Origin of the sequence: Aeromicrobium sp. 50.2.37 (assembly GCF_024655735.1) — a bacterium.
Lineage (GTDB): Bacteria > Actinomycetota > Actinomycetes > Propionibacteriales > Nocardioidaceae > Aeromicrobium.
This window is the reverse complement of the sequence record NZ_JANLGG010000019.1, coordinates 1-20,886: the sequence shown is the minus strand read 5'-3', so window position 1 is coordinate 20,886 and position 20,886 is coordinate 1. Positions and strand designations below refer to the sequence as shown.

Here is a 20,886-nt window from a genome sequence, read left to right as displayed (position 1 = left end):
CTCGGTCTCAGGCGTGGTGCTCCTGGGTGCAGCACTTGACGCTGCCGCCGGCCTTGAGCAGCTCGCTCACGTCGACGAGGACGGGCTCGTAGCCGTGGTCGGCCACCTGCCTCGCGAGGCGGGTGGCCTGGGACGGCAGGACCACGTGGTGGCCGTCGCTCACCGCGTTGAGGCCCAGGACCAGCGCGTCGGCCTCGCTGCACTCGATGGCGTCGGGGAACAGCTGACGCAGGGTGCGGCGGCTGTGCGGCGAGAAGGCCGACGGCAGGTAGGCGATGTCGGCCGGAGCCTCGCCGTGGCCGTCGTCGAGCACGGCGAGGGCGGTGTCGAGGTGGTAGAAGCGCGGGTCGACCAGCTCCAGGCTCACGACGGGCCGGTCGAGTGCGGCGGCCGCCTCCACGTGGGCGTGCAGGCTCGTGCGGAAGCCGGTGCCGGCGAGGATCATCGAGGCGAGCACCAGGAAGTCGCCCTCGCCCTCGTTGGTGTGGGTGGGCTCGACGACCTCGATGCCCTGCTCCCTCAGCCGCGCGGCGTGGAGCGCGGCCTCGGCCTGGCGCTCGACGTGGCGGAACCGGGCGCCGTAGGCGCGTCCGCCGACGACCAGGGCGCCGTTGGCGGCGAACACCATGTCGGGCAGGCCGGCGGCAGGCTCCAGCAGGCCCACGCGGTGCCCGAGCTCGCGATACGTCTCGACGAGCGTCTGCCACTGCGCGACGGCGCGGTCGCGGTCGACGTGGGTGCCCGGCTGCATCCAGGCGTTGATCGCATAGGTGACGTCGAAGTGGGTGGGTGCGCACATCAGGTACGAACGGGTGCGGGCGGTGCGCGCGGTGACGCTCTCGACGGTCGGGCGGGTGGGGGTGCGGGTGTCGAGCACGGTCACGAGGGCCTCCTGCGGTGGTCGACGGTGCGTGATCACGCAATGAATCAAGCGTAGCGGCGGGCGTTGGTGAACGAGGACTTCGAAACTGCACGTCGGCACGCAGGAATCCGACGAATCCGACTCGCGTGCGGAGATCTGTTGCACGATGAGGACATGGACGACCTCGATCGCCGCATCATCGACCACCTCGTGCGAGACGGACGGGCGGGATACGCCCGCATCGCCGCCGACGTGGGGCTCTCGGCGCCCGCGGTGAAGCGCCGCATGGACCGCCTCGTCGACGACGGCGTGATCAAGGGCTTCACCGCCGTCGTGGATCCCGACCTGATGGGCTGGTCGGTCGAGGCGTACGTGGAGGTGCACTGCCGGGGCACGATCACGCCCGAGGCGCTCGGCGAGGCGTTCGCGAAGGTGCCGGAGGTCCACGCGGCCGCCACGGTGTCGGGACAGGCCGACGCGATGCTGCGCATCGTCGCGCGCGACGTCCGTGACCTCGAGCGGGCGCTCGAACGGGTCCGCATGGAGGTCGACAACGTCGACCACACCGACACCGCGATCGTGCTCTCCAGGCTGATCGACCGCTACACCGGCTGAGGAGGCGGCCGATCAGGCGGGCGGGGCGACGCCGAGCAGGCACACCTCGTTGCCCGACGCGTCGGCGCACACCGTCCACGGCAGTCCCGGTGCGGGCTGGGGGAGGACGGTGCCGCCGAGGTCGCGGACGAGGTCGAGGGGGGTGGCGTCGTCGGGACCGGGACGCACGTCGAGGTGCAGCGTCGACTTCCCGCGGCGGGGCTCGGGCTCAGGGCACAGCTCCAGCAGCGGTCCCGCGCCCGACGGGTGGGCCAGGGCGTGGGGATCGGACGTGGGCGCCCACCCGGTGACGCCGGCCCAGAAGCGCGCCTCCCGGTCGGGGTCGGCGCAGTCGAGGGGGAGCGCGGCCACCGGGCCGGAGCCGGCGCGGTAGACGGGGCGGTCCTCCATGACGCAGAACGCGTTGCCGTCGGGGTCCGCGAGCACCACCCAGGGGACGTCGCCCTGGCCGATGTCGACGCGCCGGGCACCGAGCCCCACGAGACGCTCGACGACGGCGTCCTGCTGCTCGGCGCCCCGCAGGTCGAGGTGGAGCCGCTGGGGGACGCCGGCGGGCGTGGAGGCGGGCGGGAAGCAGAGGTCGAGGAACAGGTCCGGCGCGAGGTGCAGGCGCGCCTCGAGGCCGTCGTCGTCCTCGGTCAGCACGTCGGCGCCGAGCGCCTCGGCCCAGAAGTGGCCGAGGGCCCTCGGACCCGGGGAGTCCCAGACGATGTTCTCGAGCCGCATGGCGCCATCCTGCCCGAGGTGCGGCACCGGGACCCGATTTGAACCAAGGGGCCCCGCCGACGTAGACTTACCTGTCGGCCTGATTCGGGCATCACGACCCCCTGCCCTCGGAGGTTCATCCCTCAGGGTTCAGTCCTCGCGGTTCACGCCGCGCGGAACGGCTCCTCGGAGTCGAGGGTGCCGTCGCGTGCGTCGGCCGACACAGACGATCAAACCGAGAAGCTGAGGTCCATGGCGAAAAAAGAAGGCGTCATCGAGATGGAGGGTGCTGTCGTCGAGGCACTCCCGAACGCGATGTTCCGGGTCGAGCTGGCCAACGGCCACAAGGTCCTGGCGCACATCAGCGGCAAGATGCGCCAGCACTACATCCGCATCCTCCCCGAGGATCGGGTCGTGGTGGAGCTGTCGCCGTACGACCTCAGCCGTGGACGGATCGTCTACCGCTACAAGTGACCCGGCCCAGGCCGGAGCACGAGACAACTGCACACCGATACACGTTCAGACTGAAGAAGAGAGAGCTTCTCGATGAAGGTCAACCCGAGCGTGAAGAAGATCTGTGACAAGTGCAAGGTGATCCGTCGCCACGGCCGCGTCATGGTGATCTGCGAGAACCCCCGGCACAAGCAGCGCCAGGGCTGATCGCACTTCTTCACAGCGACACACTGAACATCTGATGGCTCCCGCGCCTCCTCCCACGAGGCGGACGCGGGTCACCCCCGGCGCAGAGGCCGGGGCCCGGCTCAGGAACCCACCATGGGAGTCCTGGAGGCAGCCGGGACGCCCCAGGTGACGACACCTCTGCCGAACCGGAAGGAACTGCCACCATGGCACGCCTCGTCGGAGTCGATCTCCCGCGCGACAAGCGCATCGAGATCGCACTCACCTACATCTTCGGCGTCGGGCGCACCCGCGCCGCCGACACCCTCGCCGCCACCGGCATCAGCCCGGACGTCCGCGTCCACGAGCTGAACGACGACCAGCTCGTCGCGCTGCGTGACCACATCGAGGCCAACTATCAGGTCGAGGGCGACCTGCGCCGTGAGGTCACGGCCGACATCCGTCGCAAGATGGAGATCGGTTCGTACCAGGGCCGTCGCCACCGTGCGCACCTGCCCGTCCGCGGCCAGCGCACCAAGACCAACGCGCGCACCCGCAAGGGCCCGAAGCGCACCGTCGCCGGAAAGAAGAAGTGATCTAGATGCCTCCCAAGAGTGCCGGCACCAAGAAGGTGCGCCGCAAGGAGAAGAAGAACGTCGTTCAGGGCCAGGCCCACATCAAGAGCACGTTCAACAACACGCACGTGACGATCACCGACCCCAGTGGTGGAGTGATCGCGTGGGCCTCCGGCGGAACCGTCGGCTTCAAGGGCTCGCGCAAGTCCACGCCCTTCGCGGCGGGCATGGCGGCCGAGGCCGCCGGTCGCCAGGCGATGGAGCACGGGATGAAGAAGGTCGACGTCTTCGTGAAGGGCCCGGGTTCGGGCCGCGAGACGGCGATCCGGTCGCTGAGCGGGGTCGGCCTCGAGGTCGGCACCATCTCCGACGTGACCCCGAGCCCCCACAACGGCTGCCGTCCCCCCAAGCACCGTCGTCTCTGATCCCAGCGATCAGAGTCCGCGAAGAATCCAGGAGTTAGATCATGGCCCGTTACACCGGACCTCTCACCAAGAAGTCGCGCCGCCTCGGCGTCGACCTCGTCGGTGGCGACGCCGCGTTCGAGCGTCGTCCCTACCCCCCGGGCATGCACGGTCGTGCCCGCATCAAGGAGTCGGAGTACCGCACCCAGCTGCAGGAGAAGCAGAAGGCGCGCTACACCTACGGCGTCCTCGAGAAGCAGTTCCGCAAGTACTACGAGAACGCGCACCGCAAGCCCGGCAAGACCGGTGACAACCTGCTGAGCCTGCTCGAGAGCCGGCTCGACAACGTCGTCTACCGTGCCGGCCTGGCCCGCACCCGTCGCCACGCGCGCCAGCTCGTGACGCACGGTCACTTCATCGTCAACGGCGTGAAGACGAACATCCCGTCCTTCCAGGTCAGCAAGCACGACATCATCGATGTCAAGCCCAAGAGCCTGGAGACGACGCCGTTCATCGTCGCCCGTGAGACGCACGACAAGGACACCGTTCCCGGCTGGCTCGACGTCGATCCCGATCGTGGTCGGATCCTGGTGCACCAGCGCCCGGTCCGCGAGCAGATCACCGTCCCCATCCAGGAGCAGCTGATCGTGGAGTTCTACTCCAAGATCTGATCGCCCCCGTTCCACTGAGCCGGTCCTTCAAATAGCGGGAGGACCGGAAAGGAAGTTCCATGCTCATCGCACAGCGCCCCGTCCTGACCGAAGAGGTCGTCGCCGACAACCGTTCGCGGTTCGTCATCGAGCCTCTCGAGCCCGGCTTCGGCTACACCCTCGGCAACTCGCTGCGTCGCACGCTCCTCAGCTCCATCCCGGGCGCGTCGGTCACGTCGATCAAGATCGACGGCATCCAGCACGAGTTCTCCACCGTCCCCGGTGTCACCGAGGACGTCACCGAGATCATCCTCAACCTGAAGAACCTGGTCGTCTCCTCCGAGCACGACGAGCCGTTCGTCATGGTGCTGCGCAAGCAGGGTGCCGGTGTGGCCACCGCGGCCGACATCGAGGCCCCCGCGGGCGTCGAGGTCCACAACCCCGACCTGCACATCGCCACGCTGAACGACAAGGCCAGCCTGGAGATCGAGCTCGTCGTGGAGCGTGGCCGTGGCTACGTCTCGGCGGTGCAGAACAAGACCGGCGACGAGGAGATCGGCCGCATGCCGATCGACTCGATCTACAGCCCCGTCCTCAAGGTCACCTACAAGGTCGAGGCCACCCGAGTCGAGCAGCGCACCGACTTCGACAAGCTGATCATCGACGTCGAGACGAAGTCGTCCATGGCGCCGCGTGACGCGATCGCGTCGGCCGGCTCGACCCTGGTCGAGCTGTTCGGCCTGGCGCGTGAGCTCAACGTCGAGGCCGAGGGCATCGACATCGGCCCCTCGCCCGTCGACGAGCAGCTCGCCGCCGACCTCGCCCTGCCGATCGAGGACCTCAACTTCACGGTCCGCTCGTACAACTGCCTCAAGCGAGAGGGCATCCACTCCGTGGGTGAGCTCATCACGCGCTCGGAGCAGGACCTGCTCGACATCCGCAACTTCGGCTCGAAGTCGATCGACGAGGTCAAGGCCAAGCTGGCCGAGATGGGCCTGGCCCTCAAGGACAGCCCGGCCGGGTTCGACCCGTCGGCCGTGCTCGACTCCTACGACGACGACGCCAGCTTCGCCGAGGACGAGCAGTACTGAGCTGCTCGCTCATCGACCTGTTCACTGACCTGGAGACAGACACATGCCCACGCCCACCAAGGGAGCCCGCCTCGGCGGCAGCCCGTCGCACCAGCGCCTGATCCTGGCCAACCTCGCGACGGCTCTGTTCGAGCACGGCCGGATCACCACCACCGAGGCCAAGGCCCGCCGTCTGCGGCCCTACGCCGAGCAGCTCATCACCAAGGCCAAGACGGACACGGTGGCCAACCGCCGCCAGGTCGTCAAGGTCGTGCGTGACAAGAGCGTCCTGCACACCCTGTTCACCGAGATCGGTCCCGCCATGGCGAGCCGTCCCGGCGGCTACACGCGCATCACGAAGATCGGTCCGCGCAAGGGCGACAACGCCCCCATGGCCGTCATCGAGATCGTCGAGGCCAAGGAGTTCGCCGCGCAGGCGACCGCTCCTGCGGCTGCACCCGCCCCGGCCCCGGCCGAGGACGAGTCCCCCGCAAGCGGGAGGGACCCCCACCCCGCGGTGAACGCGTCCGAGGACTCCGCCGAGGTCGAGACCGACGTCGTCGCCGGTGCTCCGGCCACGGAGTCCGAGACCGAGCCCGCGACGTCCGACGACGTCGAGGCCGCGGCCGAGGCCGTCGAGGAGCCCGCCACCGACGAAGGCACCGACAAGGCCTGACCAGGCCGTCGCCGAACGACCCCCACCCCACTGCGGGCGGGGGTCGTTCGTCGTTCCTGGCCATTTTCCTCGTCTTCCCACGCGGAGCCGCTCGCCGGCCGTAGGGTCGGGCGGGGCGCACCGCTCGGTGCGCCCGTCGTCGTGCTCGAGGGAGTGGTCGTGGTCAGGTCCGGTGTGGTCATGCTCGCGGGAGGTGCCGTCCTGGCTGCCTTGCTGCCCGCCGCGGCGGTCGCCGCTCCGCAGGTGGAGGAGGTCGCGTCGGAGGTCGAGCTCGCTGGTCCCACGGCGCCGGCCGTGGCCCGTGGCCTCGTGGTCAAGACGCGATCCGGTGCCGACACGGTGCGCCGCGCGGTCGAGCGCTCGGTCGACGGGGACGTGGCGGTGGACGCGCCGCAGCGCCTCGCCGGCAGCGTGTCCGTCGTGGACTTCGACGCGGTCGTGCCGCTGGAGCAGGCGGCCGAGGCAGCCGCGGACGTCGCCGCGCGTCCCGACGTCGAGTGGGCTGTCCCGAACGGCCGGGTTCGCGCGGCCGAAGCGTCGCCCGTCCCGGTGAACGACCCGCTGTTCGGCAGACAGCACCCGTTGTGGGACGCCAAGGCCACCAGCGCCGGTGGCTACAGCGTCAAGGCGCCGGTCGCCTGGAGGTCGACGAGCGGCAAGGGAGTCGTGGTCGCGGTGCTCGACACCGGGATCCGGTCCAACCACCCCGACCTGGCGAATCGTCTGGTCGCGGGCTACGACATGATCGGCGCCGACCAGGACGCGGACGGCGGGCCGCTGCCGTCGAAGAGCCCCTACCGCTACTACACGGCGAACGACGGCGACGGCCGGGACTCGAACCCGTCCGACCCCGGCGACTGGATCCCGAAGGGGGACACCTACTGCTACGGAGAGAAGACGCCGGCGTTGGAGGCCAGCTCCTGGCACGGCACCCACGTCGCCGGCCTGGTGGCCGCCCAGCGTGGCAACAAGATCGGCATCTCCGGAGTCGCACCCGACGCCCGTGTCCAGCCCGTGCGGGTCCTCGGCCGCTGCGGCGGCTGGGACTCCGACATCTTCGCCGGCATGGAGTGGGCGTCCGGTGGCACGGTGTCCGGGGCACGCGCCAACGCGACCCCCGCGCAGGTCATGAACCTCTCGCTCGGGGGCAACCTCGAGGACGTGCCCGAGCCTGACCGCACGTTCCTGCTGGGCCAGTACTGCGCGGCCTACGGTGACATCGCGCGGCGCGCACTCGAGCGCGGCACCGTCACCGTCGCGGCCGCGGGCAACGAGCTCGGCTCGGCCGACTGGTCCGTCCCGGCAGCGTGCCCCGACGTCATCTCCGTGGCGGCCACGAGCCGCAAGGGTCGTGCCGCGTTCTACACGAACCGGGGCTCGACGGTCGACGTGGCCGCCCCCGGCGGCGACTACGTCGTCGACGGCGACGGCGGAGGTGCGCTGTCGACCGTCGACCTCGGCACGACGAAGCCGTCGAAGTCCGGCTACGTGGAGTACATGGGCACGAGCATGGCGGCGCCGGTCGTCGCAGGGGCGGTCGCGCTGCTCCGCTCCTCCGGCGTGCCGGCCGGTCGCGTCGAGATCGCCCTCGACAACATGCTGAGCCCCTTCGCGCCCCGGTCGACCGCCGACACGGTGGTGAGGTACCCGATCCGGATGCCGGACGGGTCGACCAGGCGGGTGGACCTGAACTGCGACGCCTCCTGCGGTGCCGGGATCGTCGATCTCGGTCGGGCGCCCCTGCCGGTCGCGAGGCCGGCCGTGTCCGGGCCGGTGACCGTCGGCAGCGTGCTCGAGACGACGTACGGCACCTGGACCGCGCGCCAGGACGTGCTGCGCATCGAGTGGCTGCGCGACGGTGCACCGATCCCCGGCGCGGAGAGCCCGTCCTACACGCTCGTGGAGGAGGACCGCGGGGCGCGCATCTCCGTCCGCGTCTCGCCGAACCTGGCCGGCTTCGACGAGGTCCGCTCCGTCTCGGCGCAGACCGAGCGGATCGGCGTGGACGTCACCACCTCGGCGCCCACCTCGTCGACCTACGGGGCGTCCGTCGCACTCGGCGCGGTGGTCCGTGACCAGGGTGGGCCGATGGCGGGCCGGCTCGTCACCTTCCGCAGCGGCGACACGGTGCTGGGCTCGAGCGAGACCGACCAGGACGGCACGGTGTCGGTGCGGGTGCCGCCGCGCGTGTTGCGTGCCGGCGCTCGTCCCGTCGTCGCCGAGGTGGTCGTCGAGGACCAGACCTGGACGTCGGCCGCCCGCACCGTGACCGTCGCGAAGGCGCGCTCGTCGATCACGCAGTCGGTGCCCTCCACCGTCAGTCGGAAGAAGCGGGCGAAGCTCACCGCCGCCGTCAAGGTCGCCGGCGTCACGCACCCCACCGGTCAGCTGCGGGTGTACGACGGCTCGAAGCGCATCGCGACGGTGAACCTGTCGTCGACGGGTGCGGGCAGGCGGGTCGTGCTGCTGCCTCTGCTGAAGAAGGGCAAGCACCGGATCAAGACGGTCTACGTCGGGACCACCGACATCACCGGCAGGACCTCCAGCACGCGGACGGTGACCTCGAAGTAGCTCAGCCCCGGCGCACGGTCAGCACGCGGAAGCCCTTGCTGCTGGCCGTGCGCTCGGTGGGCCACCCCTGGTCGGTGAGCCAGCGCTGGAGACTGTCGGCGCCGAGGTTCTTGCCGACCACCAGGCGGGCGTGACCGTCGTCGCTGAGCCGTGCCAGCCAGTGCAGGAGCAGGTCGTGCAGGGCCTGCTTGCCGATGCGGATCGGCGGGTTCGACCACAGGGCGTCGAACCGCAGGTCGGCGGGGACCTCGTCGGGGGCGGCCACGTGCACGCGGTCGGCCGCGCCGGTCGCCGCGGCGTTCAGGCGGGTGAGCTCGCGGGCGCGCTCGTTCACGTCGACCGCCCAGACGGTCGCGGAGGGTGACGCGGCAGCGACCGCACAGCTGATCGGCCCCCACCCGCACCCGAGGTCGAGCACCGTGCCGCTCGGCGGACCAGCCGAGTCGAGCAGGATCTGCGTGGCGTGGTCGAGGTGGTCGGCGGAGAAGACGCCGCCACTCGTGGTGCACGTGAGCGTGTGCTGCCAGGCGTCGAAGCGCACGGTCCGGCGGTCGTCGGCCCCGGAGGGTCGGTCGTCGAAGTAGTGCCCGGTCACGCCCTCATCCTCGCAGCAGACGTCGGGCGGCTCGGTCGGTGGCCGGGCGTCGGCGTCAGCAGTGCTGGAACACGTGGCCGCGCGTGCCGCGAGGCACGACGTCGCGGTCACGGAGCGTGATGGGGTGGTCGCCGGCTCGCTGGCGGCAGGCCCGCGCGTAGGCCGCACGACCGTTGTCGGTGTACTCGATCTCGACCACGCCGCGCCCGTACAGCCGCGTGTAGTCGCCGCACTCGCGGTACACCTCGCACTCCTCGGCCACCGCGAAGTCGAAGCCGAGGGCGCGGCCGTCGATCTCGGGCGTGTTCTTCTGCGCGATCGCCAGCCCCGTCGCGTGGGCGGCGCGCACGAGCCCCTTCGCCGTCGCCGTCGTCTGTGCCCGGGTGAGCAGCGAGCGCGAGCGGGTCCAGGCGTCGAGGTTGTCGGCCTCGATCGCGTCGTACCCGGCCTTCGCGCACCCGCGGAACCAGCCGGAGACGATCGTGACGATGGCGGCGCGCTTCGCGGCGGTGCGCTGGTCCAGCAGCACCTCGTCGGGCCAGCCCGGGTCGCGCACGAGGGCGCCCTGGCGCTTCAGCAGCAACGTCGGGTGGTGCTTCTTCCACCAGCCGAGCTGTCCGGGCTGCGTCTGGAAGGCGTTGACGTAGCAGACCGAGTACCGGCTGGGATCGGGCTTCTCGGTGCGGTCGCGCACGACCACCGTGACGTCGGACGCCGGGCGGTAGGCGCCACCGAGCTGGTAGTCCACGACCGCGCCGGACAGCAGCGACGGCGGTCTCGCGGAGGGAGCGGGCGACGTCGGGGTCCGAGCCCCGTGGGCCGAGCACGCTCCGAGGACGAGCAGGCACACCACGAGCCGGACGATGTCACCGGGACGGCGGGAAAGCAGGAGGCGGAGCACCCATCCACGGTAGTCCCAGCAGCCCGCGGACGGATGGCTCCGGGACGACGTCAGCAGACCTGGTCGCGAAAGTCCGGGAGGTGACCCATCCTTCCGGATGAGCGTGACGAACGACACGTAATACGCCGGCACCGTGTCGGTGACGATTCTGGAGGATCCATGCGCACGTCCATCAAGACCTCGCTCTCCCTCGCCGCCGCAGCCGCTCTGGCGACCGGCGCTCTCGCCGCGATGTCGGGCGGTGCGCAAGCCGCGCCGCAGGCCGGGGACCGCGCCTTCGTGCTGAACGGTGCGGGCAACACCCTGCGTGTCATCCCGCTCACCAGCCCCACCCGCCAGGCGACCGTCGGTGTCATCTCCGGCCTGCAGGAGGGCGACTCCAAGATCGTCGGCATCGACCAGCGTCCCGCCAACAAGCTCATCTACGGTCTGGGGGACGGTGGCGGTCTCTACGCCCTCAACCGCTTCACGGCCAAGGCCACGAAGGTCGGCGACCTCAAGATCGAGCTCGAGGGCGAGTCCTTCGGCGTCGACTTCAACCCGGCCGCGGACGCGCTGCGCATCGTCTCGAACACCGGCCAGAACCTGCGCCACCCCATGTCCACCCAGGCCACGGTCGCCGATAAGGATTTGGCGCTGTCGGGCAACGACTTCGTGGTCACCGGTGCTGCCTACACCAACAACGACGACTCGGCCGACACCTCCACCCAGCTGTTCGACATCGAGAACGCGCAGGATCAGCTTGTCCTGCAGGTCCCGCCGAATGACGGGGTGCTTGTGCCGATCGGCAAGCTCGGCCTGGCGATCGACAACGACGCGTCCGGCTTCGATATCCTCAGCCGCACGGCCGGTGGCCGTACGGTCTCGAACACCGGATACGCCGCGCTGAAGGTCGACGGGACTCCCAGCCTGTACGAGATCGACCTCTCCACGGGCAAGGCCACCCGCATCGGCGGCCTGAACTTCGGCGCCTCCGACCTCGCGGTCGAGAACCGCTGATTTGCTCCTTCACCAGTCGACGGACCCCTCGCTCTCACGGAGTGGGGGGTTCGTCGCGTCGGCGACGCGCCTGCGCGGTTCGGGCAACCAGGCCGGCGTCGTCGGGGTACACGACCTCCTCGAGCACCAGCCCGTGGGCGGGCATCACCTTCACGCGGGGATCGCGCTCGCCGGTCCGCAGCACGTCGCGCGCCCAGGACGGATCGTGCCGACCCTCGCCGACGGCCACGAGCGCACCCATGAGGGCGCGCACCATGGAGTGGCAGAACGCGTCGGCGCGCACGGTGGTGACGAGGAGCCCGTCGGTGGGGGAGCGGTTCGTCGTCAGCTCGAGCAGGGTCCGGATCGTCGTGGCGCCCTCGCGGCGGCGGCAGAACGCGGCGAAGTCGTGCTCCCCGGTCAGCAGCACGCCGGCGGCGTTCATCGCCTCGACGTCGAGCGGCTTCGGCCACGCGACCACGTGCGCCCGGACCAGCGGGTCGAGCCGTGCGGGCTGGTCCTGGAGTCGATAGGCGTAGCGGCGCTCCACCGCGGCGAACCGCGCGTCGAACCCGTCCGGCGCGGCGGTGACCGCGTGCACGACGACGTCGTCGGGCAGGATCCGACGAAGCCGACGGGCCAGCTGCTCGGGCTGCACGGTGTCGTCGAGGTCCACGTGGGCCACCTGGCCGCGGGCGTGCACCCCGGCATCGGTGCGGCCCGCGCACGTCAGCGAGGGCCGGTCCTCGAGCCTCAGGACGGTTTCGATCGCCGTCTCGACGGTCTCCTGCACGGTGCGCAGGCCGGGCTGGGTGGCCCAGCCCCGGAACCCTGCGCCGTCGTAGGAGAGATCGAGTCGCAGTCGCACGCGGCCACCGTAGTGCCTACGGTGGACCGGTGAGGACGGGACCGGTGCTGCTGGCGACCAGCGCCCTGCTGGTGGGCGGTTGCTCCGCCGTGCCGGTGGAGGACCGTCCCGAGCAGGTCGTCGAGGCCGACGCCGCACCGGCTGCCGGCACCGGGACCCCGCCGACGGCCGTCGTGCTGACCCCGGCGGCGACCTCGGCCTCGCAGGTCGTCACGTGGCGCTCGGTGAAGGCGTGGGGCAACCAGCGCGTCGTCGCGCAGCCGGTCGGTGGCGGCACCCAGGTGCGCGCGGCGGCCCGGCGCAAGGCCGCGACGAGCGTGCGCGACAGCGGTTCGGCCCGCCCGGCCTACACCGCGACGCTGACCGGGCTGAAGCCCGGCACGCGCTACCGCTACCGGGTCCTCAGCGACGGCGGGAGCACGGGCGACCACCACTTCACGACTCCGACGGCCGAGCTGGAGCCCTGGACGTTCCTCACCCTCGGCGACACCCAGGTGGCCAACGCCGACCGACCCGCCGCCATCGTCAGGGCCGCGGTGAAGCGCTTCCCCTCGGCCAACCTGGTCCTGCACGCCGGCGACGTGGTGAACCACCCATGGGTCCACCAGGAGTGGGTGGACCTCATGGCCGCACTCGCCCCGGTGCGGACGACCCGCAACGTGGTGGCCTCCATCGGCAACCACGAGCAGTGCATCCTCGTGCGGGACTGCCGCTCGGGCGACGCGCAGGGCTTCCGCACCTACTTCTCGTCGCCTTCCAACGGCGTACGCGGCCAGCGGCCCACCTGGTACCGCTTCGACCAGCAGGGCGTCCGGTTCGTGGTGCTCGACTCCTTCGGCTCCGACCTGGCGGCCCAGGCCCGCTTCCTGGACGCGCAGCTGCAGGACAACCCGAACCGGTGGAGCGTCGTGCTGCTGCACGCGGGTCCCTTCGCGTCGCGGGCGGACCGCACCAACAGCGCCGTCTTCTCGACGGTCCTGCCCGTCATCGAGAAGCACGACGTCGACCTCGTGCTCAGCGGTCACGACCACGTCTTCAGCAGCGGCTACCGGGGGGACCCCGACAGCACGGTGTTCGCGACCTCGGTGTCCGGCCCCAAGTTCTACGAGATCTCGCGCGCCGACTGGGACCGTCGGGGAGCCACCCGCGCGCGGTGGGCCGAGAGGATCAGCACCTACCAGGTGGTCGACGTCGGCCAGGACACGCTGCGGTTCCGCTCGATCGTCGCCTCCAAGGGCTCCGGCGCGACGCCGTCGATCGCCTACGGCGCGGCCCTCGACGACGTGACGATCACCAAGGACGCCGACGGCGACAAGTCCGTCACCCGACGCTGAGCGCTCAGCCGGCCAGGCGGACGGCGTTGCACGAGGGCTTGCTGAGCATCATCACGTCCATCCTGTTGACCTCCATGCCGAGGAGCCGGAGGACGGGCTGGAGGATCGCGTCCACGGTGCCGGTCAGGGCGTTGACGATGTTGAGGACCGGGTTGATCAAGATGTTCAGCGGGTTGAGGAGACCGCCCAGACCGCTGACGTCGGCGCGCAGGATGAGTCGAGACATCCCGCCGTAGATCTCGGTGTGGTCCGGTGCGGGCGGGTAGTTGAAGTCCCGTTCGACGGTGGGGTGCCGGGAGTAGGGCTCGATGGACAGGCCCACCTTCACGAGGCTGAGTCCCAAGGCCTTCACCGCGAGCTCGGCGTCGCCCGCGTCGCGGTAGCCGCCCACGGTCGCGAGTCCGACGGTCCCCTTCACGCGGGTCCGCTGCGGGTTGGAGCACGAGATCTGCGTCAGCTCGGCCTCCCCCGACGCCACCCGCACACTCATGCGGATCGCGGCGGAGGTGAGTCCGAGCGCGTTGACCCCGGTGTCGAGGTCGAGCCTGACCTGCGCCGACTTCGCCTTCACCCCGACCTTCCCGCACGCGATCTGCGGCGGTTCGGTGATCACCAGGTCGATGGTCGAGCTCGACAGCCCCAGCGGGAGCGTGATGCCGAGCTGGTCGACCCGCAGCGCGTTGGTGCCGTTGGCCGCCACGATGGAGCCACCGACCAGGTCCAGCGCATTGACGCTCGCCGTCAGGGCCGCGCGACCGGTGGAGTCGACGGCGAGGATCTTTCCGACGTCGACCCGCAGGCCCGTCGCCCGGCCCGCGATGCTCTCCAGGAGGGTCGCACGGACCAGGTCGCCCTGGTTGCGCACCACGGACGCCGAGGCCAGCAGGAAGTCCTGCAGGGTGACGTCGAGCGTGGTCAGCTCCTGCGGCGTGCCGACACCGAGCGCCGCCGCGAGGTCCACGAGTGGGACCTGCACGTTCTTGAGGCTCACGATGCCGGCGTAGCCCAGGACGTCGAGCCCGTTGACCTTGATGACGCGGTCGAGCAGGGAACCGAGCGCGCCGTTGCTGCTGTTGAGCACGACAGCCTTCGTGCCGGCGGAGAAGCAGACGGCTGCGTCGGAGCGAGCTCCGACCGCTGACCGGCTGGCCGACCCCGAGTCGTTCCCGATCACGGGGGCGAAGGCGTAGTCCACGGTCGTGGCGGCGGTGATCCGCACCGCGTCGCAACCGTTGGTGCCCGAGCCGGCGACGAAGGTGCCGGTGGAGCTGAGGTGGCCCGGGGTCACGACCAGCGGCGACGTCGTGCCGACCCGGCGGCCCTGGCGGGCCAGGCTCGCGTCCGCCGCGGCCTGGAGCGTGGACGTGGTGCAGGTCGGCAGCTTGCGTGCGGCGTCGAGGGCGACCACGTCGGCGATCGCCTGCATGTCGCGCGCGGCGACTCGCTGGACACCGAGGTCGGTCGCGAAGGCGGTGAAGCCGACCACGACCACCATGATGAGCGCGGTCAGGGGCAGGATGGCGCCCCCCTCGTCGTGGCGTCGCCGCCTCACGAGCTCACCTCGCTGGTCGTGGTGTAGCCGATCGTGGACGGAAGGGTGATGCCGAGCCCGGGGAAGGACGGGATCAGGGGGTGGGCGCGGTAGTCGTGGCTGATCGCGATCCGAGCGCACTGCGTGGTCGAGCCGGTCGCGCACGCCGTGGTGGAGACGCCGCACGTGCCGACCGTGGTGCCGTCGTGGGTCAGCGTGCCCGCCGAGGTGCAGGTGACGCCGTAGGAGGAGAGCGAGCGGTTGATCGCCGCGCGGGCCCGATCGGCCGGCACCGACGACCCCGTGGGGGAGACCGAGACGGCCATGGCACGGGCGCCCTCGGCCGCGGCCTGGCTGATGCCCTGGCGGTAGCTCAGCATCCAGCCGTAGCTGATGACGCCGAACAGCAGCGCGACGAAGATCGGCAGCACGAGGGCGAACTCGACCGCAGCAGCACCGTCGTCGCGGCGCCGGGGCGATCTTCCGTCGTCCGTGCGCGTCCGTCGTGGTCCGACCATCACGATGCTCCCTCGACCCGTGACCTGTCGGCACCGCCCTGCGCAGGACCGACGTGAAAGCTCCCTCCCCGTCCCGGAACTCCCGTCCGGTCGAGGCTTTCGTCCTGGAATCTAGCGTGACGAAAGGCCCCCTGTCCCTGGAATCAGGGAACAGGGGGCTGGGCTGGCTCTCCGCCCGTGGCCCGGAACCCCCGCCGGGCTGGCTCTCCGCCCGTGGCCCGGAACCCCCGCCGGGCGGAGACGAGAAAACCCCCGCCGAGGCGGGGGTTCACTCGCGTGCGTGAGGCGTCAGGCCCAGCGCTGCTCCGCGGGCACGAACTCGAGGGTCCGGTCACCGGTGTAGATCTGCTTCGGGCGCGCGATCTTCTGCTCCTTGTCGTCGACCAGCTCCAGCCACTGGGCCAGCCAGCCCGGCGTGCGGCCGATCGCGAACAGCACCGTGAACATCTCCGGCGGGAACTGCAGCGCCTCGTAGATGAGCCCGGAGTAGAAGTCGACGTTGGGGTAGAGCTTGCGGGAGACGAAGTAGTCGTCCTCCAGCGCGATCTTCTCCAGCTCCTGGGCGATCTCGAGCAGCGGGTTGACGCCCGTGACCTCGAAGACGTCGTCGCACGCCTTCTTGATGATCTTGGCGCGCGGGTCGTAGTTCTTGTAGACGCGGTGACCGAAGCCCATGAGCTTCTCGTCGCCGTTCTTCACGCCCTCGATGAACTCCGGGATCTTGTCCTTCGTCCCGATCCGCTTGAGCATGCGCAGCACGGCCTCGTTGGCGCCGCCGTGCAGGGGTCCGTAGAGCGCTGCGATGCCGGCCGAGACCGCCGAGTAGGGGTCGACCTGGCTCGAGCCGACCGAGCGCACCGCGTTGGTCGAGCAGTTCTGCTCGTGGTCGGCGTGCAGGATCAGCAGCACGTCGAGGGCCTTGGCCAGGCGCGGGTCCGGGTCGTACTTCGGCTCGCTCATCTTGAACAGCATCGACAGGAAGTTCTCCGTGTAGGAGAGCTCGTTGTCGGGGTAGACGTACGGCTTGCCCTGCGCGTGGCGGAACGACCAGGCGCCGAGCGTCGGCATCTTGGCGATCATGCGCACGATCTGCTCGCGTCGGACGTCGGGGTCGTGGATGGCCCGCGCCTCGGGGTAGAACGTCGAGAGGGCGCCGACGCTCGACAGCAGCATGCCCATGGGGTGCGCGTCGTAGCGGAAGCCCTGCATGAGGCTCTTGAGGTTCTCGTGCACGAACGTGTGGAACGTGATGTCGTGCACCCACTGGTCGTGCTGCTCCTTCGTGGGCAGCTCGCCGTGGATGAGCAGGTACGCGACCTCCAGGAACGTGGAGGACTCCGCGAGCTGCTCGATCGGGTACCCGCGGTACTCGAGGATGCCCTTCTCGCCGTCGATGAAGGTGACGGCGCTGCGGGTCGACGCGGTGTTGGTGAACCCGGGGTCGTACACGGCGATGCCGGGGTCGTCCTCGGTCTTGCCGATCTTGCCGAGGTCGGATGCGCGGACGGTGCCGTCGGTGATCTCGAGCTCGTACTCGTCGCCCGTCCGGTTGTCGCGGACGGTCAGGGTCTGGTCGGTCACGATGGGTCTCCTGTGACGTGCTGAACGGGTCATTGATGTGGCCCCGGACTCATCTCCAACCTAGTGCGGCCCCCCGAGACACGCACGGCTGGGTCTCGAGGAGCGAGCGCGGGGACGCCCCGACGTCCGGCCACGCCCACCCGTTTTGACCGCGTGAGGCCACGCCGGTTACTCTTGGACGTCGTTGTGCCCTGCATGCGCGATCGCCTCCCGGCGGTCCTGCGCCGAAGGCCAGGCGGCCTGTGCCCCCGGACTCGACGGCCACCGGAGAACGTGTGGTCCGCCCGCGGTCCGGATGTGCAGCGACAACGACCCAGATCCAGCTAGTGCCACCCAGAACCACAACGAGAAGGTCACGCCGTGCCTACGTACAGCCCCAAGCCTGCTGACATCAGCCATCAGTGGCACGTCATCGATGCTCAGGACGTCGTCCTGGGCCGTCTTGCCGTGTCGGCCGCGCACCTGCTGCGCGGCAAGCACAAGGCGACCTTCGCCCCGCACGTCGACGGTGGTGACTTCGTCGTCATCATCAACGCCGACAAGGTGGCGCTGACCGGCAACAAGCGCACCGACAAGCCTGTCTACCGCCACAGCGGCTACCCGGGTGGGCTCAAGCAGATCGCGTACGGCGACCTGCTCGAGAAGGACGCCCGCAAGGCCATCGAGAAGTCCGTGCGCGGCATGCTGCCGAAGAACCGCCTCGGCGACAAGATCATCAAGAAGCTGAAGGTCTACGCCGGCCCGGAGCACCCGCACGCCGCGCAGCAGCCCCAGCCGTACGAGATCAAGCAGATCTCCCAGTGAGCACCCGAGCAGAAGAGACGAGCACCGTGGCTGACACCACCGAGACCGACGTCCCCACCACCACCGACGGCGTCTACACCTCCGAGACCTCGCCGTCCGCGGAGATCGCGACGAGCAAGTCCGTCGTGGCCCCCGGCGCGGCCACCGGCCGCCGCAAGGAGGCGGTCGCCCGTGTGCGCATCGTCCCCGGCTCCGGTCAGTGGACCGTCAACGGCAAGCCGCTCGAGGAGTTCCTCCCGAACAAGCTGCACCAGCAGATCGCCAAGGAGGCCCTGGCGGCCACCGGCCTCGAGGGCAGCTTCGACGTCGTGGCCCGCGTCACCGGTGGCGGCATGACCGGCCAGGCCGGCGCACTGCGCCTCGGCGTGGCCCGTGCCCTCAACGGCATCGACGAGGAGGTCAACCGTCCGCTGCTGAAGAAGGCCGGACTGCTGACCCGCGACGCTCGCATCAAGGAGCGCAAGAAGGCCGGCCTCAAGAAGGCCCGTAAGGCTCCTCAGTACAGCAAGCGCTGATTCCGTTGGGCCGGATCTTCGGCACCGACGGGGTACGAGGCCTCGCCAACCGCGACCTGACCGCCGAGCTCGCGCTCGACCTGTCGGTCGCGGCGGCACATGTGCTCGGCGAGGCCGGGGCGTTCGCCGACAGCCGGCCCACGGCCGTCGTGGCCCGCGACCCGCGCGCCTCGGGGGAGTTCCTCGAGGCGGCGATCGTCGCGGGGCTCGCGTCGGCCGGTGTCGACGTGCATCGGCTCGGCGTCGTCCCCACCCCGGGCGCCGCCTTCCTCACCGCCGAGCTCGACGCCGACATGGGCGTCATGATCTCCGCGAGCCACAACGCGATGCCCGACAACGGCATCAAGTTCCTGGCGCGCGGTGGACACAAGCTCGACGACGCGATCGAGATCGCTATCGAGCAACGCCTGCAGGAGCCGTGGGAGCGCCCGGTCGGGGCCGGCGTCGGACGCGTCGGCGACAGCCACGTGGGCGTCAGCTCCTACGTCAAGCACCTGGTGAGCACCGTTCCCGAGCGGCTCGAGGGTCTCAAGATCGTGCTCGACTGCGCCAACGGTGCCGCCTTCCACGTGGGCCCCACCGCGTTCGCCGAGCTCGGTGCCGAGGTCGTCACGATCCACGACGAGCCCGACGGCCTCAACATCAACGAGGACTGCGGGTCCACGCACCTCGGTGACCTGCAGGCCGCGGTCGTGCGGCACGGCGCCGACGCCGGCTTCGCGTTCGACGGCGATGCCGACCGCTGCCTCGCGGTCGACGTCGAGGGCCGTGTGGTCGACGGCGACCAGATCCTCGCCGTCCTGGCACTCGCTCGGCAGCAGGCCGGCACGCTCGAGGACGACACGGTGGTCGCCACCGTCATGAGCAACCTCGGCTTCGTGCAGGCCATGGAGGCGGCGGGCCTGCGCGTCCTGCAGACGGCAGTGGGCGACCGCTACGTCCTCGAGGCCATGCGCGCCGGTGGGTACACGCTCGGTGGCGAGCAGTCAGGTCACGTCATCATGGCCGACCACGCGACGACCGGCGACGGGGTGCTCACCGCACTGCACCTCGCGGCGCGCATGCGTGCGACGGGCCGGTCGTTGGCCGACCTCGGCTCGGTCATGCAGCGGCTCCCGCAGGTGCTGGTCAACGTCCCCGACGTCGACAAGTCGCGGGTCGACACCGACCCCGTGCTCCAGGGCGAGCTGGTCGCCGCCAACGGCGCCCTCGACGGCCGCGGTCGCATCCTGCTGCGTCCCTCCGGCACGGAGCCCCTGGTGCGCGTCATGGTCGAGGCCCCGTCGCTCGACGAGGCCACGTCGGTGGCCGAACGACTCGCCGACATCGTGCGCCGCACCCTCGGGGTCTGATCGGCCCGCTCGCCGCGCGGTAGCGTCGGCCCGTGCAGATCCGTCGGGTGGACCTCGCAGACGACGAGCAGTACGCCGCGTTCCACGCGGTCTACGCCCGCAGCCACGGCGAGCCCTTCGACGAGCCCTGGGGGTTCGCGGAGAAGCGCACCAACCTCACGAGCGACCCGTATGCCGAGCACGTGGTGCTCGCCGGCGTCGTCGACGACGCGGTGGTGGGCGGGGCGTGGGTCTCCTTCCCCCAGCAGGACAACCGCACGCTCGCGTACCTGCACGTCTTCGTCGACCCCGGTCGGCGTCGTGCCGGGCTCGGCAGCGCACTGCTGCGCGCCGTCGAGGAGCGGGCCCGGGCCGAGGGTCGGGTCAACGCCTTCGCCGAGGCGTCGTGGTCGGTGCACGACGAGGCCGGCGCGGGGTCGGTGTTCGCCGCCCTGCACGGGTACCGCGTCGACCTGCTCGACGCGATCCGCGAGCTGCGCCTCCCGGCCGCGCCGCCGCAGGCGCCGTGGCGCGACGGGTACACCGCGGTCGCGTGGCGGCACTGCCCCGAGGAGTGGGTCGACCAGTACGCCGTGCTCCGCGCGCTCATCCTGGCGGAGGCCCCGTCGGGTGACGTCGGCATCGGGCCGGAGCACTTCGACGCCGCGCGGGTGCGCCACGAAGAGGCACGGTGGCTCGAGCAGGGCCGGGTCGGGCAGACGGTCGCGGCGATCGCGCCCGACGGCACGCTCGCCGGGCACACCCAGCTCGTGGTGCCCGACCACGGCGAGACCGCCTACCAGTGGGACACCCTCGTGCTCCCGGCCCACCGCGGCCACGGCCTCGGCCTGGCCATGAAGGTGGCCGCCCTGGACGAGGCGTCCGACCTGCTCGAGGGTCGCGCGCGGGTCACCACCTGGAACGCGGCCTCGAACACGCCGATGATCGCCGTCAACGAGGCCATCGGGTACCGGCAGGTGGCGTGGGCGGCCGAGCTGGTGAAGGGGCTGGGCGGCTGATCCTCGATGGCTGTCGGGTCGTCGCGTGGCTGCGCTTCCGCGGGTGGGTCTTCTCCTGCGGCTGCGTCGCTCGGGGTGGGTCTTCTCCTGCGGCTGCGCTTCCGCGGGTGGGTCTTGTCCTGCGGCTGCGTCGCTGTGGCTGCGAGGCGGGTCGGTCTCCGAAAG

The 20,886-nt window shown here is 70.7% G+C and carries 23 protein-coding genes; 15 read left to right on the top strand and 8 right to left on the bottom strand.

Annotated features, from left to right (window positions below; genetic code table 11):
* Window positions 1-7: 7 nt before the first annotated feature.
* A complete protein-coding gene (gene ddaH, locus NUV38_RS11410) occupies window positions 8-883 on the bottom strand; it encodes a dimethylargininase (RefSeq protein ID WP_257729236.1) in 876 nt (291 codons plus the stop codon).
* Window positions 884-1,036: 153 nt separating this feature from the next.
* On the opposite strand from ddaH, the gene NUV38_RS11405 reads away from it, so the two are divergent.
* Window positions 1,037-1,477, top strand: a complete 441-nt coding sequence (locus tag NUV38_RS11405; protein ID WP_055964351.1) for an Lrp/AsnC family transcriptional regulator — start codon at window positions 1,037-1,039, stop codon at window positions 1,475-1,477.
* Between the two features lie 12 nt (window positions 1,478-1,489).
* Here the strand turns inward: NUV38_RS11405 and NUV38_RS11400 are convergent, their stop codons facing one another.
* Entirely contained in the window at window positions 1,490-2,203 is a 714-nt protein-coding gene (locus NUV38_RS11400) for a VOC family protein (RefSeq protein ID WP_257729235.1), read from the bottom strand.
* A 231-nt stretch (window positions 2,204-2,434) separates the two neighbouring features.
* On the opposite strand from NUV38_RS11400, the gene infA reads away from it, so the two are divergent.
* The 8 genes from infA to NUV38_RS11360 all read left to right on the top strand — a co-directional run bounded on the left by infA (window position 2,435) and on the right by NUV38_RS11360 (window position 8,746).
* Window positions 2,435-2,656: a translation initiation factor IF-1 gene (infA, locus tag NUV38_RS11395; RefSeq protein WP_007078610.1), complete on the top strand. Its 222-nt coding sequence runs from the start codon at window positions 2,435-2,437 to the stop codon at window positions 2,654-2,656.
* 72 nt (window positions 2,657-2,728) lie between these two features.
* Window positions 2,729-2,842, top strand: coding sequence for a 50S ribosomal protein L36 (gene rpmJ / locus NUV38_RS11390; protein WP_008361054.1), 114 nt, complete (start codon window positions 2,729-2,731; stop codon window positions 2,840-2,842).
* 185 nt (window positions 2,843-3,027) lie between these two features.
* The gene (gene rpsM, locus NUV38_RS11385; protein WP_055964358.1) at window positions 3,028-3,396 is read left to right on the top strand and encodes a 30S ribosomal protein S13; all 369 of its coding nucleotides are present in this window, start codon (window positions 3,028-3,030) and stop codon (window positions 3,394-3,396) included.
* A 5-nt stretch (window positions 3,397-3,401) separates the two neighbouring features.
* Window positions 3,402-3,800, top strand: a complete 399-nt coding sequence (rpsK, locus tag NUV38_RS11380; protein ID WP_257729234.1) for a 30S ribosomal protein S11 — start codon at window positions 3,402-3,404, stop codon at window positions 3,798-3,800.
* A 41-nt stretch (window positions 3,801-3,841) separates the two neighbouring features.
* The gene (gene rpsD, locus NUV38_RS11375; protein WP_055964365.1) at window positions 3,842-4,450 is read left to right on the top strand and encodes a 30S ribosomal protein S4; all 609 of its coding nucleotides are present in this window, start codon (window positions 3,842-3,844) and stop codon (window positions 4,448-4,450) included.
* 59 nt (window positions 4,451-4,509) lie between these two features.
* Complete coding sequence (locus tag NUV38_RS11370) at window positions 4,510-5,520, top strand: DNA-directed RNA polymerase subunit alpha (RefSeq protein ID WP_055964368.1); 1,011 nt, start codon at window positions 4,510-4,512, stop codon at window positions 5,518-5,520.
* A 43-nt stretch (window positions 5,521-5,563) separates the two neighbouring features.
* Window positions 5,564-6,175 carry a 50S ribosomal protein L17 gene (rplQ, locus tag NUV38_RS11365; RefSeq protein ID WP_257729233.1) on the top strand — a complete coding sequence of 204 codons (612 nt, stop codon included), beginning with the start codon at window positions 5,564-5,566 and terminating at the stop codon, window positions 6,173-6,175.
* 159 nt (window positions 6,176-6,334) lie between these two features.
* Window positions 6,335-8,746 carry a S8 family serine peptidase gene (locus tag NUV38_RS11360; RefSeq protein ID WP_257729232.1) on the top strand — a complete coding sequence of 804 codons (2,412 nt, stop codon included), beginning with the start codon at window positions 6,335-6,337 and terminating at the stop codon, window positions 8,744-8,746.
* Window position 8,747: 1 nt separating this feature from the next.
* Here NUV38_RS11360 and NUV38_RS11355 read toward each other — a convergent pair whose 3' ends face one another.
* A complete protein-coding gene (locus NUV38_RS11355; protein WP_257729231.1) occupies window positions 8,748-9,341 on the bottom strand; it encodes a class I SAM-dependent methyltransferase in 594 nt (197 codons plus the stop codon).
* Between the two features lie 55 nt (window positions 9,342-9,396).
* Window positions 9,397-10,242 (bottom strand): endo alpha-1,4 polygalactosaminidase, encoded by an 846-nt coding sequence (locus tag NUV38_RS11350; RefSeq protein WP_257729230.1) that lies wholly within the window; start codon window positions 10,240-10,242, stop codon window positions 9,397-9,399.
* Between the two features lie 159 nt (window positions 10,243-10,401).
* On the opposite strand from NUV38_RS11350, the gene NUV38_RS11345 reads away from it, so the two are divergent.
* The gene (locus NUV38_RS11345; RefSeq protein ID WP_257729229.1) at window positions 10,402-11,241 is read left to right on the top strand and encodes a DUF4394 domain-containing protein; all 840 of its coding nucleotides are present in this window, start codon (window positions 10,402-10,404) and stop codon (window positions 11,239-11,241) included.
* Between the two features lie 34 nt (window positions 11,242-11,275).
* On the opposite strand, the gene truA is transcribed toward NUV38_RS11345, so the two are convergent.
* Entirely contained in the window at window positions 11,276-12,088 is an 813-nt protein-coding gene (gene truA, locus NUV38_RS11340) for a tRNA pseudouridine(38-40) synthase TruA (protein ID WP_257729228.1), read from the bottom strand.
* Between the two features lie 29 nt (window positions 12,089-12,117).
* Here truA and NUV38_RS11335 point away from each other — a divergent pair, with 29 nt between their 5' ends.
* Window positions 12,118-13,422, top strand: coding sequence for a metallophosphoesterase family protein (locus tag NUV38_RS11335; protein ID WP_257729227.1), 1,305 nt, complete (start codon window positions 12,118-12,120; stop codon window positions 13,420-13,422).
* A 4-nt stretch (window positions 13,423-13,426) separates the two neighbouring features.
* Here the strand turns inward: NUV38_RS11335 and NUV38_RS11330 are convergent, their stop codons facing one another.
* The 3 genes from NUV38_RS11330 to NUV38_RS11320 form a co-directional block, all read right to left on the bottom strand.
* Entirely contained in the window at window positions 13,427-14,974 is a 1,548-nt protein-coding gene (locus tag NUV38_RS11330; protein ID WP_257729226.1) for a pilus assembly protein TadG-related protein, read from the bottom strand.
* Window positions 14,971-15,471, bottom strand: a complete 501-nt coding sequence (locus NUV38_RS11325) for a TadE family protein (RefSeq protein WP_257729225.1) — start codon at window positions 15,469-15,471, stop codon at window positions 14,971-14,973. Before NUV38_RS11325 ends, NUV38_RS11330 begins: the two co-directional genes overlap by 4 nt.
* 288 nt (window positions 15,472-15,759) lie before the next feature.
* Window positions 15,760-17,085 carry a citrate synthase gene (locus NUV38_RS11320; protein WP_257729224.1) on the bottom strand — a complete coding sequence of 442 codons (1,326 nt, stop codon included), beginning with the start codon at window positions 17,083-17,085 and terminating at the stop codon, window positions 15,760-15,762.
* Between the two features lie 327 nt (window positions 17,086-17,412).
* Between NUV38_RS11320 and rplM the strand changes: the two genes are divergently transcribed.
* Genes rplM through NUV38_RS11300 form a run of 4 tightly spaced genes read left to right on the top strand, consistent with a single transcriptional unit; the run spans window position 17,413 to window position 20,721 of the window.
* Window positions 17,413-17,856 (top strand): 50S ribosomal protein L13, encoded by a 444-nt coding sequence (gene rplM, locus NUV38_RS11315; RefSeq protein ID WP_257729223.1) that lies wholly within the window; start codon window positions 17,413-17,415, stop codon window positions 17,854-17,856.
* Window positions 17,857-17,882: 26 nt separating this feature from the next.
* Window positions 17,883-18,371, top strand: coding sequence for a 30S ribosomal protein S9 (gene rpsI, locus NUV38_RS11310; protein WP_257729222.1), 489 nt, complete (start codon window positions 17,883-17,885; stop codon window positions 18,369-18,371).
* A gap of 5 nt (window positions 18,372-18,376) precedes the next feature.
* Complete coding sequence (gene glmM, locus NUV38_RS11305; RefSeq protein WP_257729221.1) at window positions 18,377-19,723, top strand: phosphoglucosamine mutase; 1,347 nt, start codon at window positions 18,377-18,379, stop codon at window positions 19,721-19,723.
* Between the two features lie 32 nt (window positions 19,724-19,755).
* Window positions 19,756-20,721, top strand: coding sequence for a GNAT family N-acetyltransferase (locus tag NUV38_RS11300; protein WP_257729220.1), 966 nt, complete (start codon window positions 19,756-19,758; stop codon window positions 20,719-20,721).
* The last annotated feature ends 165 nt before the right edge of the window (window positions 20,722-20,886 follow it).